This is a genomic window from Stenotrophomonas sp. Bg11-02 (genome assembly GCF_002836635.1).
Lineage (GTDB): Bacteria > Pseudomonadota > Gammaproteobacteria > Xanthomonadales > Xanthomonadaceae > Stenotrophomonas > Stenotrophomonas lacuserhaii.
In genome coordinates this window covers 1-16,490 of the sequence record NZ_PJAY01000053.1, presented here as the reverse complement: position 1 = coordinate 16,490, position 16,490 = coordinate 1, and the positions used below count along the sequence as shown (strand labels likewise).

Sequence of the window (16,490 nt, the reverse complement as noted above, 5' to 3'; positions counted from 1 at the left end):
CATGAGCTGCCGCCCGCCCCCGTGACCTCCGGCGCATTGCCGCTTCCGCCATGAATGCGTAGGGTGCTGGCATTGCCCGCATCCTGGAGTGTGTGATGAAGCCGCTTGTCCTTGCCATTGCCCTCGCGTTGGGTGCCGCCCCGCTGCTGTCCACCGCTCCGGCCCATGCGGCCCCGGCCGCCGCTTCCAAGAAGCCCGCCGCGGCCCCGGCCTGGGTGGCGCGCAGCAACCAGCTGGCGCAGATCCTGCTGGATGCGCAGGGTCCGTTCCAGCCGGAGAGCACCGGCTTCTTCGGCGTACCCGGCTACGACGACAAGGTCGCCGACCTCGGCCCGGACAACGCCAAGCGCTATCGCGCGGCGATGACCCAGGCGCGCGGTGAACTGCAGGCAAAGCTGGCCAGCGAGAAGGACCCCAACGTCCGCCAGGACCTGGAGATCATGATCGGTGCGGCGAGCGAGAGCATCGAAGGCAGCACGCTGGGCGAGCAGTACTTCCTGCCGTGGAGCGACGCCCCGCAGACCATCTTCAGCGGTCTGAACCTGCTGCTGTCCGACCAGGTGCCGGCCGAGCGCCGCGCCAAGGCGGTCGATCGCCTGAAGGCCTACGCCGGCCTGCAGCCGGGCGGTACGCCGCTGACCACGCTGGCCCGCCAGCGTTACGAAGAACGGCTGTCCAACAGTGCGCTGCTGCAGCCGACGAAGATCGAAGTGCAGCAGTCGCTGGACAACGTGGAGACCTACATCAGCGGCATCGAATCGCTGCTGCAGAAGTACAAGGTCGCCGGTGCCGACGAGGCGATGAAGACCCTCGCCGGGCAGCTGAAGGACTACGCGGCATGGACGCGCAGCACGGTGCTGCCGAAGGCGCGCGAAGACACCCGCCTGCCCGCGCCGGTGTATGCCTACCAGCTCAAGCAGGTCGGCATCGACATCGACCCGAAGCTGCTGATGCAGCGCGCCCAGCTGGAGTTCATGGAAACCCGTTCGGCGATGCGCCAGCTGGCGCCGCTGGTGGTGCAGGCCAAGGGCCTGAAGGTCAGCGACCCGACCGATCCGGTCGCGGTGATCCGCGCGCTGAAGAAGGAAACCATCGCCAACGACCAGCTGGAAGGCCATTACCGCAAGGTCATCGATGCGATCGATCCGCTGATCCACGAACACCAGATCGTCGATGTGCCGCAGCGCGCGATGCAGATGCGGCTGGGTTCGGCTGCGGAAAGCGCGGCCAGCCCGGCCCCGCATTTCCTGCCGGCACCGCTGGTCAACAATACCGGGCAGCAGGGCACCTTCGTGCTGCCGCTGGGCAACCCGGCGGCCGGGGAAGGCGCGCAGTACGATGATTTCAACTTCGGTTCCGCCGCCTGGACGCTGAGCGCGCACGAAGGCCGTCCCGGCCACGAGCTGCAGTTCACCGCGATGGTCGAGCGCGGTGTCTCGTTGGCGCGCACGATGTTCGCGTTCAATTCGGTCAACGTCGAAGGCTGGGCGCTGTATGCCGAAGCGGAAATGGTGCCCTACGAACCGCTGGACGGCCAGCTGATCGCGCTGCAGTTCCGCCTGCTGCGCGCCGCGCGCGCGATGCTGGACCCGATGCTCAACCTGGGCCTGATCGAACGCGCCGACGCCGAGCGCGTGCTGATCGACGAAGTGAGCCTGTCCAAGGCGATGGCCACCCAGGAACTGGACCGCTACACCGTGCGCATGCCCGGCCAGGCCGGCAGTTACTTTTACGGCTACACCCGCATCCTGGAACTGCGCATGCAGACCGAGCTGGCGCTGGGCACGAAGTTCGACCGCAAGGCCTTCAACAACTTCCTGCTGGACCAGGGCCTGCTGCCGCCGGACCAGCTGGCCAAGGCGGTCAACGAAGTCTTCATCCCGAAATACCGCTGACCCACTAAAAAGGGGACGGAGGGGATTAAGTCGTTTCTGGCCCGTTTACGGCTGAAGACGACTTAATCCCCTCCGTCCCCTTTTTTGTTCAACGTGCAGGGATCTGTTGGGCCGGCAGGCGCGGGACGGGCGCCGGGTTGGGCACCCAGATCGCCACGCCGGCCGCCTTGCGCTGGGTCGTCGGAATGCCAATGCCCACGCCACCGCCGACGCGCGAACCGTAGCTGCCGGCACCCACCGACATGCCCACCGGCGAGCCGCTGGAGCCCACGCCCATCAGGATCACGCCGTTGGCGCCGAGCGCGGCGGCATCGCGCTTGAGGCGGGCCACGGCCGCATCGGTCTGGCCCTGCGTGCCGAAGCCCACCGCACTGGACGATTCCAGCTGGGCGATCTCCACCGAACCGGCCGGCGGGGTGGAATACACCTGCACCTGGGCAGGGTCGATGGGGGCGCGGGCCTGGCCCAGCATCACCCGCGAAGTGCTGGCACAGCCGGCTACCAGCAGCAGCACGGCGGCAGCGGCGGTCCAGCGGAATGTCGTGGTGGTCATCTTCATGGCTCGAACCCCTGTAGGTAGGCAGCGGATCATCGGTCCATCGATCTGAATCGGCCCCAACGCCGGGGCCCTGCAGGCACGCTAGCACCGCAGCGGTGAGCGCGGCGGCAAGCCCATGCGGGCCTATCCGACGCCCACGCGAACGGCTATGGTGGGCCCCAATCCATCGGCGAGGAGGGCGTATGGGACTGATCAGTCTGTTGTGGGGCATCGTGGCACTGGTATGGATGGTGGTCGCGCTGGTGCCGCTGCTCGGCTGGGGCAACTGGTTCCTGATCCCGTTCGCCGCAGTGGGTGCGTTGATCGCAGCGATCGGCATCCTGTTCACCCATCCCAGCAAGCGTGGCCGGGCCTGGACCGGGCTGATCCTCAACGGCATCGTCATCGTGGTCGGCATCTTCCGCCTGGGGCTGGGCGGCGGCATCGTCTGAGGCTGCGGTGCGACCCTCGGTCGCAGGTGCGCAGGGAGGGCAGGGTGGCGGGCGTACAATGACCAGCCCGAGGGCCGCCCGGCCCTGCCCAGCGCCAGATCGGCGCCCAACGCCCCCGACGCCCAATGATCATCCGCCCACGTCCGCACGGCTGGCAGCTGCTGTACATCCTGCGGGGCTCCATCGTTCCGGCGGTGGCGCCCAAGGTGCTGGCGATCCTGCTGTTGGCCATCGTCGTGTCGGCGGTGGTGGAACTGGGCAACGTGCCGGGCATCGAACGGGTGTCTTCCGCGCCGTTCGCGCTGCTTGGCCTGGTGCTGTCGATCTTCCTCAGTTTCCGCAACAACGCCTGCCATGAACGCTGGTGGGAAGGCCGCAAGCTGTGGGGCCAGCTCATTTTCGAGTCGCGCTCGCTGGCCCGCCAGGTGCAGCAGCTGCTGCCCGACGATGCGCCACGCCGCACGCGTATCGGCCATCTCGCCATTGCCTTCGCGCACGGCCTGGCCGCGCGCCTGCGCGGCGCGGACGAAGCGCAGGCGGTACGCCAATGGCTGGATGCCGACCAGCGCGTGCTGCTGCATGACCGCCGCAACACCCTGGACGCGCTGCTGTCGATGATCGCCGCCGAGCTGGCCGTACCGCTGCACGCCGGCCGCCTGTCGCCGATCCTCTATGCCCAGCTGGAAGAGCGCCTGCATGCGCTGTCATCCATCCAGGCCGGCTGCGAGCGCATCCTCGCCACCCCACTGCCGTTCGCCTACACCCTGTTGCTGCACCGCTGCGCGTGGCTGTTCTGCGTGCTGCTGCCGTTCGGCCTGGCCAGTTCGCTGGGCTGGGCCACGCCGGTGCTGTCGGCGGTGCTGGCGTATGCCTTCTTCGGCCTGGACCAGCTGGGCGAAGAGATGGAAGACCCCTTCGGTACCGAGCCCAACGACCTGCCGCTGGATGCGATGGTGCGTACCGTTGAAATCGACCAGCTGGACGCGCTCGGCCAGCGCCCGCTACCCGACCCCCTGCTGCCGCGCGACTATCGCCTGCAGTGACCTGATGCCTTGACGGAGCCCCCCATGTCGCACCCCCTGTACCGCCCCCGCCGCATGCGCCGCGATGATTTTTCGCGCCGGATGATGCGCGAAAACACGCTGACCGTGGACGACCTGATCCATCCGGTGTTCGTGCATGAGCATGCCGGCCGCACCGCGATCCCGTCGATGCCGGGCGTGGAGCGCCTGTCCATCGAAGAACTGCTGAAAGTCGGTGAAGCGGCGGTGGAGCTGGGCATCCCGGTGCTCGACATCTTCCCGGTGATCGATCCGGCATTGAAGTCGCTGGACGCCGAAGCCGCATGGGCCGATGACGGGCTGGCGCAGCGTGCCGTGCGCGCATTGAAAGAACGCTTCCCGACGCTGGGGGTGATGACCGACGTGGCGTTGGATCCCTACACCACCCACGGCCAGGACGGCATCATCGATGACAGTGGCTACGTGCTCAACGACATCACCGTGGCAGCACTGGTGAAGCAGTCGGTGTCGCATGCGCGGGCCGGCGTGGATGTCATTTCGCCGTCGGACATGATGGACGGGCGCATCGGCGCCATCCGCCGTGGGCTAGACGAAGCCGGCTTCATCAACACCCGCATCATGGCCTACTCGGCCAAGTACGCATCGGCTTTCTACGGTCCGTTCCGCGACGCGGTGGGCAGCGCCGGCAGCCTCGGCAAGGCCGACAAGAAGACCTACCAGATGGATCCGGCCAACGGTGACGAGGCCCTGCGCGAGATCGCACTGGACCTGGAAGAAGGCGCGGACATGGTGATGGTCAAGCCGGGCATGCCGTACCTGGACGTGGTGCGGCGGGTCAAGGAAACCTTTGGCGTGCCGACCTTCGCCTACCAGGTGAGTGGCGAGTACGCGATGCTGAAGGCGGCCGCGGCCAATGGCTGGCTGGACGAACGTGCCTGCGTGATGGAATCGCTGATGTGCTTCAAGCGCGCCGGCGCCGATGGCGTGCTGACCTATTTCGCGCCGCAGGTGGCGCGCTGGCTGCACGAGCGCTGACAATAGCGGCTTCTGCACGAGGAGGATGGAACGATGGAGATCCTGGGCGTTGGCCACTGGATGATCTGGATCATCGGGGTGGTGGTGTTCGGCGCGCTGATCGTCTGGCTGGCGCTGGCGTCGTTCCGCGAAAAACGGCGTGCACCGGAACTGCCGTCGGCCGCCGCCCGCGTATCGCGCGAGCTGCAGCTGCCCGAAGCGGTGCAGGCCGAACTGGCCGTGTTGAACCGGCGCAAGGACGAGGGCCGCATCAGCGAAGCAGAGTACGAACAGGCCCGCGCCAGCCTGCTGGACCGGTAGCGACGGCCGCTGGCCGTCTGCCCTTGGCACTGGTGGGTGACGACCGTTGGTCGTCACGCTTCCCCATCAGCTGCCACACCCGGCCACCGCCACCGTGCGTGGCGCCATCATCCGGTACACATCGCTACCACCCGCGCGTGGCGCGCGTGCGCTGCTGCTCACCAGCAACAGTTCACCCGGCCTGGCCGCATCGACCACCGCTGCACGGGTCATCCCATCGGCCGTATTGAACGACAACGCCACCGACTGCAACGCCGCCGCGGACCACGCGCAGTCGCTGCGCCACAGCTGGGCCGTGCCCTCGCCGGCACGCGTGAACACCACTGCACCGTCGTTGCCCAACCAATCGCCGTCGGTCTCGTCGGCCGCGCTGTTCAGTGCCTCCAGCGCAACCGCCTGGCCGCGCTTTCCATCGCTTATGGTCGCCAGATGCAGGTCCCAACCGCGCCCCTTGCCGGCCTGCCGCGCGAACAGCAACCGCTGCCCGTCCGCACTCAAGGCCGCACCGCGCTCCGCCGTGAGCAACGCGCCCTCCTGCCAGCGCTCCGCTGCGCCGAAGCGACCGTCCGCATCGATGGCCACCCGGTACAGCGCCATCGTCCCAGCGCGGTTGGAGGCGAACAGCAGCCAGCGCCCGTCGTGGCTGAAGTACGGGTCCAGGTCATCGGCCGTGCTGTTCAAAGGCAGCGGCTGCGGCGCCTGCCAGCGGCCTTCGCGCAGCTCGGCCTGCCACAGGTCCCAGCCACCGCTGCCGCCGACGCGGTCACTGGCGAAGACGATGCGCTGGCCATCCGGGCGGAGGCTGGCGCGGCCTTCCCCGGCCTTGGTCGAGACCACGCCCATGCCTTCGATGCCGAACTCATTCAACGCCATCGCCACGGGGGCGCAGAGTAAACTGGCGGCCACAACCAGCAGGGGCAGGGCAGATCGCATCGTCCAGGTCCAGGCAGTACAGGGAGGCCCAGTGTAGGGCGTCCCCTTCGAACCATCCGAGGATTCCATGACCGATCGCTACGCTGTCTTTGGCCACCCCATCGCCCACTCCCTGTCGCCGGACATCCACGCCGCATTCGGCCGGCAGGAAGGCATCGCGGTGGACTACCGTGCCATCGACGCCGCGCCGGACGGCTTCCTTGCCGCGCTGGAAGCGTTCGCTGCCGAAGGCGGGCGTGGCGCCAATGTCACCCTTCCACACAAGGAAGCGGCCTTCGCGGTGTGCACCACGCGCACCGCGCGCGCCACCCGTGCCGGCTCGGTCAACACGCTGCTGCGCAAGGGCGATCGCTGGCACGGCGACACCACCGATGGTGCCGGGCTGGTGCGTGACCTCACCGACCGCCACGGCCAGGACCTGCGCGGCCGCCGCGTACTGCTGCTGGGTGCCGGCGGTTCGGCACGCTCGGTGGCGCCCTCGCTGCTGGATGCCGGCATCCGGGAACTGGTGGTGGTCAACCGCACGCCGGAACGCGCCGATGAACTGATCGATGCGATGGGCGAGCCGGGCCGTGCGCTGAGCCGCTACTGGGACGACCTGCACGACCTGGGCGACTTCGAACTGATCGTCAACGCGACCTCGGCCGGCCGTGACCCCAGTGCGTCCTTCAAGCTGCCGCTGTCGCTGGTCAACAGCATGACCACCGCGGTGGACCTGAACTACGGTGATGCGGCGATCGCCTTCCTGGCGTGGGCGCGTTCGGCCGAATGCCGCAACACCGTCGATGGCCTGGGCATGCTGGTCGAACAGGCCGCCGAGAGCTTCCAGCAGTGGCACGAAGTCCGCCCGGACACCGACGCGGTATATGCCGGGCTGCGTGGCAACACGCGCCTCACCGGAGAGGAATGAACATGGAAAGCACCGATCTGCTGATGACCGTGTTGAGCATGGCGGCGGTGCGGCTGCCGGTGCTGATCGCATTGACCATCGGCGTGGTCTGGGTGATGGACGTACCCCGTGGGCCGGTACGCACCGGCGCGCTGTCCGGGCTGCTGCTGCTGGCCGCCACCAGTGTGTTCGGCCTGCTGGCTTCGCTGCTGCCGTTGTGGCTGATCAACAGCGGGCAGTACGGATCGATCGCCGGGCTCGGCATGATCCTCAACGGGGTCCATTTCGCGCTGTCGCTGGTCGAAGCCTTCGGCCTGGTGCTGGTGGTCTGGGCGCTGACGCGCGCCCTGCGCGGTGGCGTGCCGCGCCCGGCCTGACCCGGCAAGGTCCCTGCGGCAGCGCGGGGACCGGCCCGCAGCGGGCTGACAGGTTCAGCGTCGCCGACCCGGGTGGGGCGGTCCAGCGTGCGACAATACGCAGCCTGATCCCGTACCGGTAATCCTGGCGTGACCGAACCCGTCGCCGTGCCGCGCATGCTTGATGACGCCCTGAAGGATGCAATCCGCAAGGCGTACACCACGCTGCAGGCCAACACCCCCGGCTTTGCCACCCGCCGCTCGCAGAGCCAGATGATCGGCGTGGTGTCGCGTGCGTTGGCCAGGAGCGGCGGCGTGGGCGTGGTGGAGGCACCGACCGGCGTCGGCAAGAGCCTGGGTTACCTCACCGCCGGCGTACCCATCGCCATCGCCGCCAAGAAGAAGCTGGTGATCAGCACCGGCACCGTGGCGTTGCAGTCGCAGCTGGTCGAGCGCGACATCCCGAACTTCCTCAAGGCCACCGGGCTGGAAGCCACCGTGGCGCTGGCCAAGGGCCGCACCCGTTACCTGTGCACGCGCAATGCCGCCGAAGCGCAGGGCGAGGCGTCGCAGGGCGGCATGTTCGAAGACGAGCAGCCGCTGTACGACCGGCCGTTGGCCCCGATTGAAATGGACATCGCCGCGCGGCTGACGGTGGCTTTCACCTCCGGCAGCTGGGACGGTGACATCGACAACGCTCCGGAAACCATCAGCCCGGGGCTGCGCGGCCGCATCACCACGCCGGCCTCTGCCTGTGCCGGACGGCGCTGCGCCTATTCGGCGCAATGCGCGGTGCTGCGTTCGCGCAACACCGTGCGCGATGCGCAGATCGTGGTCACCAACCATGCGCTGCTGCTGTCAGCGCTGTCCATCGGCGAGAGTGAGAACAACCAGCCGCTGATCGCCGCGCCCTCGGACATGTTGCTGGTGCTGGACGAAGGCCACCACATCGGCAACGTGGCCATCGACCAGGGCGCGGCCAGCCTGGCCCTGGATGACATGGCCAAGCGCGTGGGACGCCTGCAGATCCTGATCGCCGGTGCCTACCGTGCGGTGGACAAGGACCGGCTTGGCAACCTGCTGCCGAACGAAGCCATCGATGTCGCCACCAACGTAGCCAAGCAGCTGCGCGCGTTCCGCGATCACGTCGAAGCACTGTGGATGCCGGCGCCGGCCGACGAAGAACCGATGTGGCGCGCGGCCAACGGGCGCCTGCCCGAGGCCTGGCGCGAGCCGATCGAAGCGCTGGCCGACGACACCCGCAGCCTGTTCAACTGGGCGCACGCGGCCAATGCGCAGGTGGCCAAGGGCAAGCAGGACGATCCCGCCCGCGAGCGTCTGCAGCGCAACCTTGGCATGGCGCTGGAAATGGTCGAAGGCCAGTACAACCTGTGGCAGGCCTGGCGCCGCGAAGACAAGGAAGGCGCGCCGCCGATGGCACGCTGGATCACCGCCACGCGCGAAGGCGACCTGGTGTTGCACGGCTCGCCGGTATCGGCCGCGCATGTACTGCGCAAGCTGTTGTGGGACGAAGTGGACTCGGTGGTGATGACCTCGGCCACGTTGACCGGCGGTGGTGATTTCCAGTCACTGGCGATCGACAACGGCATCCCGGAGGACGCTGAAATGGTGTCGCTGTCCTCGCCCTTCGACCTGCCCAACCAGGCCGAGCTGATCGTGCCGCCGTTCCCGGTGACGCCGGATGACCGCGAGGGTCACCCGCGCGAAGTGGCGCGTTATCTCGGCAAGGAACTGGACTGGAAGAAAGGCTCGATGGTGCTGTTCACCTCGCGCTGGAAGATGGAGAAAGTAGCCGGCCTGATGCCTGCCGCCAAGCGCAAGCAGGTGCTGGTGCAGGGAGAAATGTCCAAGACCCGGTTGATCGACGAGCACCTGCGTCGGGTTGCCGCAGGCGAAGGCTCGGTGCTGTTCGGCCTGAACTCGTTCGGCGAGGGCCTGGACCTGCCGGGCGAGGCGTGTACCACGGTGGTGATCACCCAGGTGCCGTTCGCGGTGCCGACCGATCCGCAGACCGCCACCCTGAGCGAGTGGTTCGAGGCACGCGGGCTGAACGCCTTCAACCTGATCGCCGTGCCGCACGCGCTGCGCACGCTGACCCAGTTCGCCGGCCGCCTGATCCGCACCTCCACCGACACCGGCCGCGTCATCATCCTTGACTCGCGCCTGCTCAGCCGCCGCTACGGCAAGCGCATCATCGACGCACTGCCCCCGTTCAAACGCATCATCGGCTGACCGTCCCGGCGCTACCACGGCTGTCGGTAGTGACGGCCGCTGGCCGTCATGCGCCTGCGGGGTGTGGATGACGACCGTCTGCTTCGGTGGGTGACGACCGTTGGTCGTCACGCTTCTGCCTTCCGCTGCGCTCGCCGAGCATGGCTCGGACGCAACCACGGCTGTCGGCAGTGACGGCTGCTGGCCGCCATGCTCTGCGGTGTGTGGATGACGACCGTCTGCTTCGGTGGGTGACGACCGTTGGTCGTCACGCTTCTGCCTTCCGCTGTGCTCGCCGAGCATGGCTCGGCGCTACCGTGCTCGCGCCCCTTGTCAGCAGCGCGGTGCTGCGCACGGCGCCCTTGTCGGTCGCACTCTGCCATCCCTGGGACTTGCCGGAAAGGGCGGTTTTCGTCTGCAGTCCGGAGCATCTAAAGAAGTGTTTCGGCGCTCTCCATCAATGTCACGACATTGGCAACGACGGTGAGTGGAAGATTCCTGGACGAAGACAGCAGCCTGCATTCGAGGGATGCCCTCGCTCCACCCACTCCGGCACCAGTGCCCGCGTGTCGGCCCTCTGCCAACCAAGTGAGGCTGACGTTCATGACCTGGCTCAAGCGGTGAAGATGGACGATCGATGGCGTGAAGCCATGCTCGCGCTCCCAGTGGCCGATCGTCGAGCGGTTGACGTTCAAGGCAGTGGCGAGATCGGTCTGCGAAAAACCACGGTCTATTCTCACCGAGCGTATCCGTGCAGCCAGTGTGCCGGCGTCCCAGTCCAAAGGAATCTCCATGAAGCGGTGGCAAGCGTGATCGACAGTGTTTGAGATCGCACTCAGCCAGTCAAAGGTCAGCCGCGACGTCCTGCATTGGAGCTGATGGAGACGATGAACGTGCAGCTGGATTGACCTGCTGTGCAGGCCACAGCGACGCGCTTGCGAACACCATCGAGGGCGTGGAGTAATGAGGGTGGGTGTTAGGCAGAAGAGCGAACGCCACCATCCATGACGCAACCGCGATACATCAGCATCCATTGGAGACAACTGAGTATGAACAATCGACTGACAACTGCAGCGCTCTCATCCCTCACTCTCGTTGTCTGCGGCGTTGTCGCCGCGGATCTCTCTGTTGATGGCGGACATGCGCTGGCAGGCCATGAAACGTTGTTGGCCGCAACTACCACGTGCCCGGATATTGAGGCACTACGCATGTGCGAACTCGCCAGTGCAACAGCCACGGCCGCTTCTGACGCTCATCACCATTCGGATTCCATCGGCTCTCACCATCACCACGATACCGCGCAAGGTGCAGGCCTGCCGGCAGGGTTGGGAGATGCCAACAGTCGTTTCGATGTTTAGGGAAGAAACGATGAGTTGCAATGAAAGACGAGCCCAGGACGAACGCAGGTAGGAAATGAGAACCCATGAGATGACGTTGGACGTCTCTAATCCCCGCTGCCTCATGGAACTCGCGGATGCGACGGCCGATGCGGCTGGCTTGATGGATAGGTTGCAGTGGGCTCGCCTAGAGCGTATGCGCGGCCGACTCATGGAAGTGCTTGCCAAAGAAGAGTACGGCACCCTCGCTCGTTCCATCCGTTGGATATTTCAACGCATGTCCGCCCCTAGACGAGCGCGGGTACTGCTTAGTTCAGAGCTATGTGAGTATCTGATTGTCGTAGCCGGAATGGAAACCATCAGTCAGCGGACGTCGACTTCGTCCAACAGTCGAGAAGCCGAGCTGACCCGTGCTCTGGTTGCGATACATGACCTCATGGAGAGAGAGTGCGCGCTTGCAGAACTTGCCAATGGGAAGGTCAGCAGGTTCCTTCGCGGCACCCGACGTTGGAGAATTGATAGCCCGTCAGGCGACTGCCTGGCGGAAAAGACTGACGAGGGTGAATGGTCCGTCCGTGCGGCCCCCATTATTGGTGGCTGCATTGCCCTGGACTTTGATAGCCCGCTGGCACGTCATCACGAGGAAAGTTCGGGCGTGATGAGTCAGCGGGCGTTAGCATTCACTGGAGAAGAGCGCCTCGGTATTAAGCTGAAGCTGGAGCAGGCAATTACAAAAATAGATAGAGCCGAGCCGCTCTATGGAGCCCTGATCAGGAACTTCGTGCGCAGGATAATCCTGCGTAAATCCCACGAATTTGATGACGAAGGCTCTCGCCGTTTCGGCTCGGAACATGCTCCGCGTCAGCCGGGATCTCTTCGCCTGCTCAATACCCACCATCCGGATCTGGAGGTCGCAGCGTGCATGGAGAGCCTCATGCACGAAGCGACGCACAACGTGCTGGCTGCCTGGGAACTGACGCATACATTTTTCGTTCCAACTGCATGCGCCCACCGGGTCGTATCGCCATGGTCGGGCAACCAGATCCCTAACGCTTCCTACATTCATGCAGTGTTCGTTTACTACATCTGCCACCGGCTTCTCAAGCTGCACCTGAGCAATGCTACTGACCTTGCGTTTTCGGAGCGGGACCATGTGCGACGACGACTTGCTGGCTGTGCTGTTGGATTTCTTATTGAACAGAAGCTCTCCTCGCGCCTCACCACATCCAGTCCACTGCCCGAAGCTATCAGCCAATCGATCGACCTAATGCAGAGGAAGATGAAGGATGAATACAGAGCCGGCGCCCTTGGCTGAATCGGATACGGTCATTGTTGTCTCTGATAGTGCCGATCCTGTTGCGATTCGAGCGTCGAGGTCAAAGTCAGCCGTGATACACGTAGATGAGCTCTGCGATTTCATGACTGTCCAACCGTGGCCTGAAATGCTGAGGATTGAGGTTCCAGATTTCTTCAACGACGCGGTACGTGGAGCCCGCGTTATAAATCGGATTTTCTCGCTGCATGGCACCAAGGTAGCCGCCATGTTGAGGGCCGAGAAGGTTGATGTGCGCTGGTTCCACATACGAATCAGACCTTGGCTCGATCTCGCAGCCTGCTTGGCGCACGACACCGGCACACGAGGTGTTTCTCGCACACTCCTGCCATTGGATGCCCAGTGGTTCGAGATCAAGCGGGGTGCGCCTGAGGTGCTCACGCCGGACTTCATTCGATCTCGCGGTTGGGAACGACCGGACCTGAGCAGGCTCGACAACCCGTTCCAGAAGTCAGTGTGGTCTTTATTTGACTGGAAAGTGGAACGGGCGATGACGCGGGAGGAGAACGAAAGCAGCCAGTTCCATGTCTCCAAGCCACGAGGCGTGCCTCTCATTCCCTGGTATCTGGGCAGGTCAGCGCAGGGCGTCTATTTTCCTGGAAAGCAGGTCGATGTTGATCATGCAGCCATCAGACGAATCGTTTCAGTTGCTCGCAAGGTCTTCCGGTCGGACGCTGGTGAGATGCTCCTATTCGCCGAAGGCGCATCGCTCAGATTTCACGCATTTTCTCCTCTTCTGGCGACTATCGCGGCGTTCGTCGATGTGACGCGGGAGATTGATGAATGGATTTGTTGTGGTCACCAAGGAGAGCTCCGTGTGCCGCTTTGATCGCTTATTGGAACTGCGCAGCAAGATGGGCTGGGTCTACGGAAGTGAGGATCTTTGCGTTCTTCTTTACAGTCTTGTAAAGCGTACTCGTCCGCGGGTCATGGTAGAGCTCGGGACCGGGTTTGGCGTTACCACCGCGTGGGTAGCGGCTGCCATGAAAGAGACTGGTGTCGGAACGCTGTACACGTATGATAACGCCTCTCATTTCAAATCCGAGGCGGGACGCCGCTTCGCTTCTGGTCTGGATGGTGCTCTGGCCAACCTGCTTAATAGGGACGACGGGCCTTCCAGCTACCTCGATTTCGTGGCAGCGCTGCTGGTTTGGGCGGGGGTCGATGGCCCGGTCGCGCAGGTGGAAGGTGATATTGACCTCAAGAAAATTGCGGCGGCGCCTTATCTCGACCCAGGCGTAGATTGCGTTTTCTCTGATTTCAGCCACTCGCCTGAGAGCATACAGTCATTGCTTGGGGCGTTCCTGGGTCGACTCAGGCCTACTGCGTCCATCTTCATAGACAGTGCATCGACGCAGAGACTGAGTTATCTCACTCTGGAGCGCATCGTAGATGATCTGAACCAGAACAAGTTGCCCATTGGAATTCTAGCGGGATGCACGGAGGCTGAGGTGTCCGCACTTGTGCGCAAAGTTCAGTGCTCCCGGTTTCGCCTGATGCATCTCATCGAAGATCGACAAAGAGCACAGAACAGCACCGCGTGGCTTTCAGTGGAGCCGGTGGACGTTGTACCGACGTCCGCTGCATTTCTCCATTGATCTGTTGGAGTAGATCGTGATCACTTATTACCTCACGCTGGCGTATCGACGCTTGTTGGCAACCAAAGGCATGAGCATTGCACTGATGCTGGGGCTTGGCCTGGGCGTCGGAGCCAGCATGACGATGATTACTGTGGTCTCCACCATGTCCTGGGATCCGTTGCCGGGACGCAGCGGGCACCTTTTTCATCCTGTTCTGGATATCCTCCCTTCGTCGTATCCAGTACGTGCCGGACGGGATCCACGGGTTGCCATGACCTGGCCGGATGCACGAGCACTGCTCAGGCAGGGACCGGGGTACCAACAGGCAGCGCTTGCTTCCGGTAGGCTGCTTGTCGACAGCCAGGCGGGTGTGCCAGTGCCATTTTTCGCACGTGGACAGTACGCCACTGCCCGCGTCTTTGAGATGTTTGGAATAGGTCTGGTGGCCGGTCGCGCATGGACATCGGCCGAAGAGGGCAACCGTGCCCGGGTCATGGTTCTGAGTCGTTCACTGGCCGCGAGGGTAGGGTTCAATAGGTCCCGGATCGGTGACTCCATCAGACTGGGGGGACACTCTTTCACCGTTATCGGCATAGCCGACAAGTGGGAGCCGCGCCCGCGGTTTCACACTGATCTTCAGCAGGACGCCTTCAGCGGATCAGAGGAATTTTTCGTTCCCCTGGCGCTGGCAATAGAGCTGGAGCTCAACGTGGCGAGCAGCATCTTCTCTTGGTCCAACGCGGTCGCGAGTAACAGCCTGGAAGACTCGCGATCTTCGTGGCTGCAGTTCTGGGTGCAGCTCGGAGATGATGCAGAAAAGGCGGACTACATCCGATTCCTGGAGAACTACCTTCACGCTCAGGTCCGCGTCGGTCGACTTGAACGATTTGTGCCGCCACGGCTGCCACGTCTTCGGGAATACCTGACTGAACGGCGGATCGTGCCCGATGATGTCAGATTGCAGCTCGCTCTATGCATCGCTTTTCTGGGAGTGTCTCTGCTCAACATGAGTGCACTGATTTTTGCCCGTTTTGTTGGCATGAGCCATGAGATATCCATCCGTCGCGCTCTGGGCGCTCGGCGCATCGACATAATCGCCCAGCTATTGAGTGAGACGGCGATCATCGGCTTCTTCGGCGGGATTTTCGGTCTGCTTGTTGCCTGGCTGGGCGTTGCTCTGGTCCGCAGCCAACCCGAAGACTATGCGTCGCTGGTACGTCTGGGACCGGGACTTATTCTCGCAATTTTCATGCTCGCGTTGGTCTCAAGCCTGCTTGCTGCGCTGTTACCTGCCATGCGCGCGACCTCGGGACGCGTTGCGATGCAGATCAAGGTGGCTGAGTGATATTCAACCAGGTTTCCTTGATCGCACGATCGCTGCGACGCAATCGGATCACGGCATTTCTTTTATTCATGCAGGTGCTCGTAGCCATGGCGTGCGTGGCAAATCTGATGTCTCTTCTGATGGACCGGGTTTCCTCGTTGAGCCATGCGACCGGGATGCAGGAGGAAGGCCTCTTGGTAGTCGAAGGCGAGTTCGTGAATGATCCCCTCGCGGCCCCGTCCGTAGCCATCGCTGAGGACATTGAGGCGTTGCGGCGCATCCCTGGTGTTATCGACGCATTGGCGACAGGGTCTCTTCCTCTGTCAGAACGCAACTGGATCGCTGGTTTTACCAACAAGCCGATTGAAAGCGATCAGATTGACGGAATAATCGAGGTGGAGCCGTCAGTCTATGCAGTGTCGAGTCCCGCGGTTCGCCTGCTTGGGCTTGAACTGACTGCGGGCCGCGATCTTTCGCCTGAGGCCTTTGTTTCCATGCGTTCGAGAGATGATTATGCAGGCCTGCATGGGGTGTCCGAAGTCGTTCTTACCGAGGATCTGGCGGCTCGAATGTTTCCCGGCAGCAGTGCGGTTGGCAGGTTCATCTATGCTGATGCCCGGTACCCGATACGCGTTGTCGGAATTGTAAGAAGGCTTGCGCGGCCAGTATTCCGGAAAGATGGTGACGACGGCTTGTCGCTCATCTTGCCGCTCATTCCCGATACAAGCCGAGTCATGTTCGCCATCCGGGAGGCGCCGGGCGTATCGGGGGGTGTAGTGGCACTGGCGTTTGAGAAGCTGTTGCAACGCGATCCCCGCCGTAGCATCGTGAGGAGCAGCACGTTCCAGGAGATGAGGACAGACTATCTTCGGCACGACCAGATCATGGCCGTGATGTTTCTCAGTGCCTCGCTTGCTCTGCTGCTGGTGACCGCTACCGGTATCTACGGTTTGTCCAGCTTCTGGGTACGTCGACGCTATCCTCAGATTGCGATAAGACGCGCACTTGGAGCGCGGAGGATCGATGTCATCGCCTACTTCCTGATTGAGAACCTGATGCTGACGGCAGCGGGCACGCTGGTCGGCACGGCAGCGGCAATGGGCATCAATTTGCTTGTCGCCCTACACTACGAGGTTCCGCGCATAGGGCTGCTATATCTGGTCACGGGCGGACTGACGGTCATCCTGATTGGGCAGCTCGCTGCCTTTGTACCTGCGTGGCGCGCTGCGAAACAGGGGCAGTAGAGAAAAGGGATGGAGGGCCT

Annotated in this window: 17 protein-coding genes; 14 read left to right on the top strand and 3 right to left on the bottom strand. The window is 63.8% G+C overall.

What is annotated here, in order from left to right; translation table 11 throughout:
* The first annotated feature begins 95 nt into the window (after positions 1-95).
* Positions 96-1,895 carry a DUF885 domain-containing protein gene (locus CXG43_RS07340; RefSeq protein ID WP_101099370.1) on the top strand — a complete coding sequence of 600 codons (1,800 nt, stop codon included), beginning with the start codon at positions 96-98 and terminating at the stop codon, positions 1,893-1,895.
* Positions 1,896-1,983: 88 nt separating this feature from the next.
* On the opposite strand, the gene CXG43_RS07335 is transcribed toward CXG43_RS07340, so the two are convergent.
* Entirely contained in the window at positions 1,984-2,448 is a 465-nt protein-coding gene (locus CXG43_RS07335) for a hypothetical protein (protein WP_101099492.1), read from the bottom strand.
* Positions 2,449-2,636: 188 nt separating this feature from the next.
* Here CXG43_RS07335 and CXG43_RS07330 point away from each other — a divergent pair, with 188 nt between their 5' ends.
* The 4 genes from CXG43_RS07330 (at position 2,637) to CXG43_RS07315 (ending at position 5,242) form a co-directional block, all read left to right on the top strand.
* Positions 2,637-2,885, top strand: coding sequence for a hypothetical protein (locus tag CXG43_RS07330; protein WP_042613201.1), 249 nt, complete (start codon positions 2,637-2,639; stop codon positions 2,883-2,885).
* A 125-nt stretch (positions 2,886-3,010) separates the two neighbouring features.
* The gene (locus tag CXG43_RS07325; protein WP_101099369.1) at positions 3,011-3,928 is read left to right on the top strand and encodes a bestrophin family ion channel; all 918 of its coding nucleotides are present in this window, start codon (positions 3,011-3,013) and stop codon (positions 3,926-3,928) included.
* Between the two features lie 24 nt (positions 3,929-3,952).
* The gene (hemB, locus tag CXG43_RS07320) at positions 3,953-4,942 is read left to right on the top strand and encodes a porphobilinogen synthase (RefSeq protein ID WP_042613203.1); all 990 of its coding nucleotides are present in this window, start codon (positions 3,953-3,955) and stop codon (positions 4,940-4,942) included.
* A 33-nt stretch (positions 4,943-4,975) separates the two neighbouring features.
* The gene (locus CXG43_RS07315; RefSeq protein ID WP_101099368.1) at positions 4,976-5,242 is read left to right on the top strand and encodes a hypothetical protein; all 267 of its coding nucleotides are present in this window, start codon (positions 4,976-4,978) and stop codon (positions 5,240-5,242) included.
* Between the two features lie 66 nt (positions 5,243-5,308).
* Here CXG43_RS07315 and CXG43_RS07310 read toward each other — a convergent pair whose 3' ends face one another.
* On the bottom strand, positions 5,309-6,175 hold the full coding sequence (locus CXG43_RS07310; RefSeq protein ID WP_101099367.1) for a PD40 domain-containing protein: 867 nt from the start codon (positions 6,173-6,175) through the stop codon (positions 5,309-5,311).
* 67 nt (positions 6,176-6,242) lie between these two features.
* On the opposite strand from CXG43_RS07310, the gene aroE reads away from it, so the two are divergent.
* The 3 genes from aroE to dinG all read left to right on the top strand — a co-directional run bounded on the left by aroE (position 6,243) and on the right by dinG (position 9,673).
* The gene (gene aroE / locus CXG43_RS07305) at positions 6,243-7,085 is read left to right on the top strand and encodes a shikimate dehydrogenase (protein ID WP_101099366.1); all 843 of its coding nucleotides are present in this window, start codon (positions 6,243-6,245) and stop codon (positions 7,083-7,085) included.
* 2 nt (positions 7,086-7,087) lie between these two features.
* Positions 7,088-7,441, top strand: a complete 354-nt coding sequence (locus CXG43_RS07300; protein WP_101099365.1) for a hypothetical protein — start codon at positions 7,088-7,090, stop codon at positions 7,439-7,441.
* Positions 7,442-7,597: 156 nt separating this feature from the next.
* On the top strand, positions 7,598-9,673 hold the full coding sequence (gene dinG / locus CXG43_RS07295; protein ID WP_198551450.1) for an ATP-dependent DNA helicase DinG: 2,076 nt from the start codon (positions 7,598-7,600) through the stop codon (positions 9,671-9,673).
* A 410-nt stretch (positions 9,674-10,083) separates the two neighbouring features.
* Here dinG and CXG43_RS07290 read toward each other — a convergent pair whose 3' ends face one another.
* Positions 10,084-10,446 carry a helix-turn-helix transcriptional regulator gene (locus tag CXG43_RS07290; protein WP_101099363.1) on the bottom strand — a complete coding sequence of 121 codons (363 nt, stop codon included), beginning with the start codon at positions 10,444-10,446 and terminating at the stop codon, positions 10,084-10,086.
* Positions 10,447-10,701: 255 nt separating this feature from the next.
* On the opposite strand from CXG43_RS07290, the gene CXG43_RS19095 reads away from it, so the two are divergent.
* The 6 genes from CXG43_RS19095 (at position 10,702) to CXG43_RS07265 (ending at position 16,470) form a co-directional block, all read left to right on the top strand.
* The gene (locus CXG43_RS19095) at positions 10,702-11,010 is read left to right on the top strand and encodes a hypothetical protein (protein ID WP_157825105.1); all 309 of its coding nucleotides are present in this window, start codon (positions 10,702-10,704) and stop codon (positions 11,008-11,010) included.
* Between the two features lie 70 nt (positions 11,011-11,080).
* Positions 11,081-12,304, top strand: coding sequence for a hypothetical protein (locus tag CXG43_RS07285; protein ID WP_157825107.1), 1,224 nt, complete (start codon positions 11,081-11,083; stop codon positions 12,302-12,304).
* Positions 12,276-13,151, top strand: coding sequence for a hypothetical protein (locus CXG43_RS07280; RefSeq protein ID WP_157825109.1), 876 nt, complete (start codon positions 12,276-12,278; stop codon positions 13,149-13,151). Before CXG43_RS07285 ends, CXG43_RS07280 begins: the two co-directional genes overlap by 29 nt.
* Positions 13,138-13,920 carry a class I SAM-dependent methyltransferase gene (locus CXG43_RS07275; RefSeq protein ID WP_157825111.1) on the top strand — a complete coding sequence of 261 codons (783 nt, stop codon included), beginning with the start codon at positions 13,138-13,140 and terminating at the stop codon, positions 13,918-13,920. The genes CXG43_RS07280 and CXG43_RS07275 overlap by 14 nt, the downstream gene beginning before the upstream one ends.
* A 16-nt stretch (positions 13,921-13,936) precedes the next feature.
* Complete coding sequence (locus CXG43_RS07270) at positions 13,937-15,247, top strand: ABC transporter permease (protein WP_101099359.1); 1,311 nt, start codon at positions 13,937-13,939, stop codon at positions 15,245-15,247.
* Positions 15,244-16,470: an FtsX-like permease family protein gene (locus CXG43_RS07265; RefSeq protein ID WP_232767665.1), complete on the top strand. Its 1,227-nt coding sequence runs from the start codon at positions 15,244-15,246 to the stop codon at positions 16,468-16,470. The genes CXG43_RS07270 and CXG43_RS07265 overlap by 4 nt, the downstream gene beginning before the upstream one ends.
* The last annotated feature ends 20 nt before the right edge of the window (positions 16,471-16,490 follow it).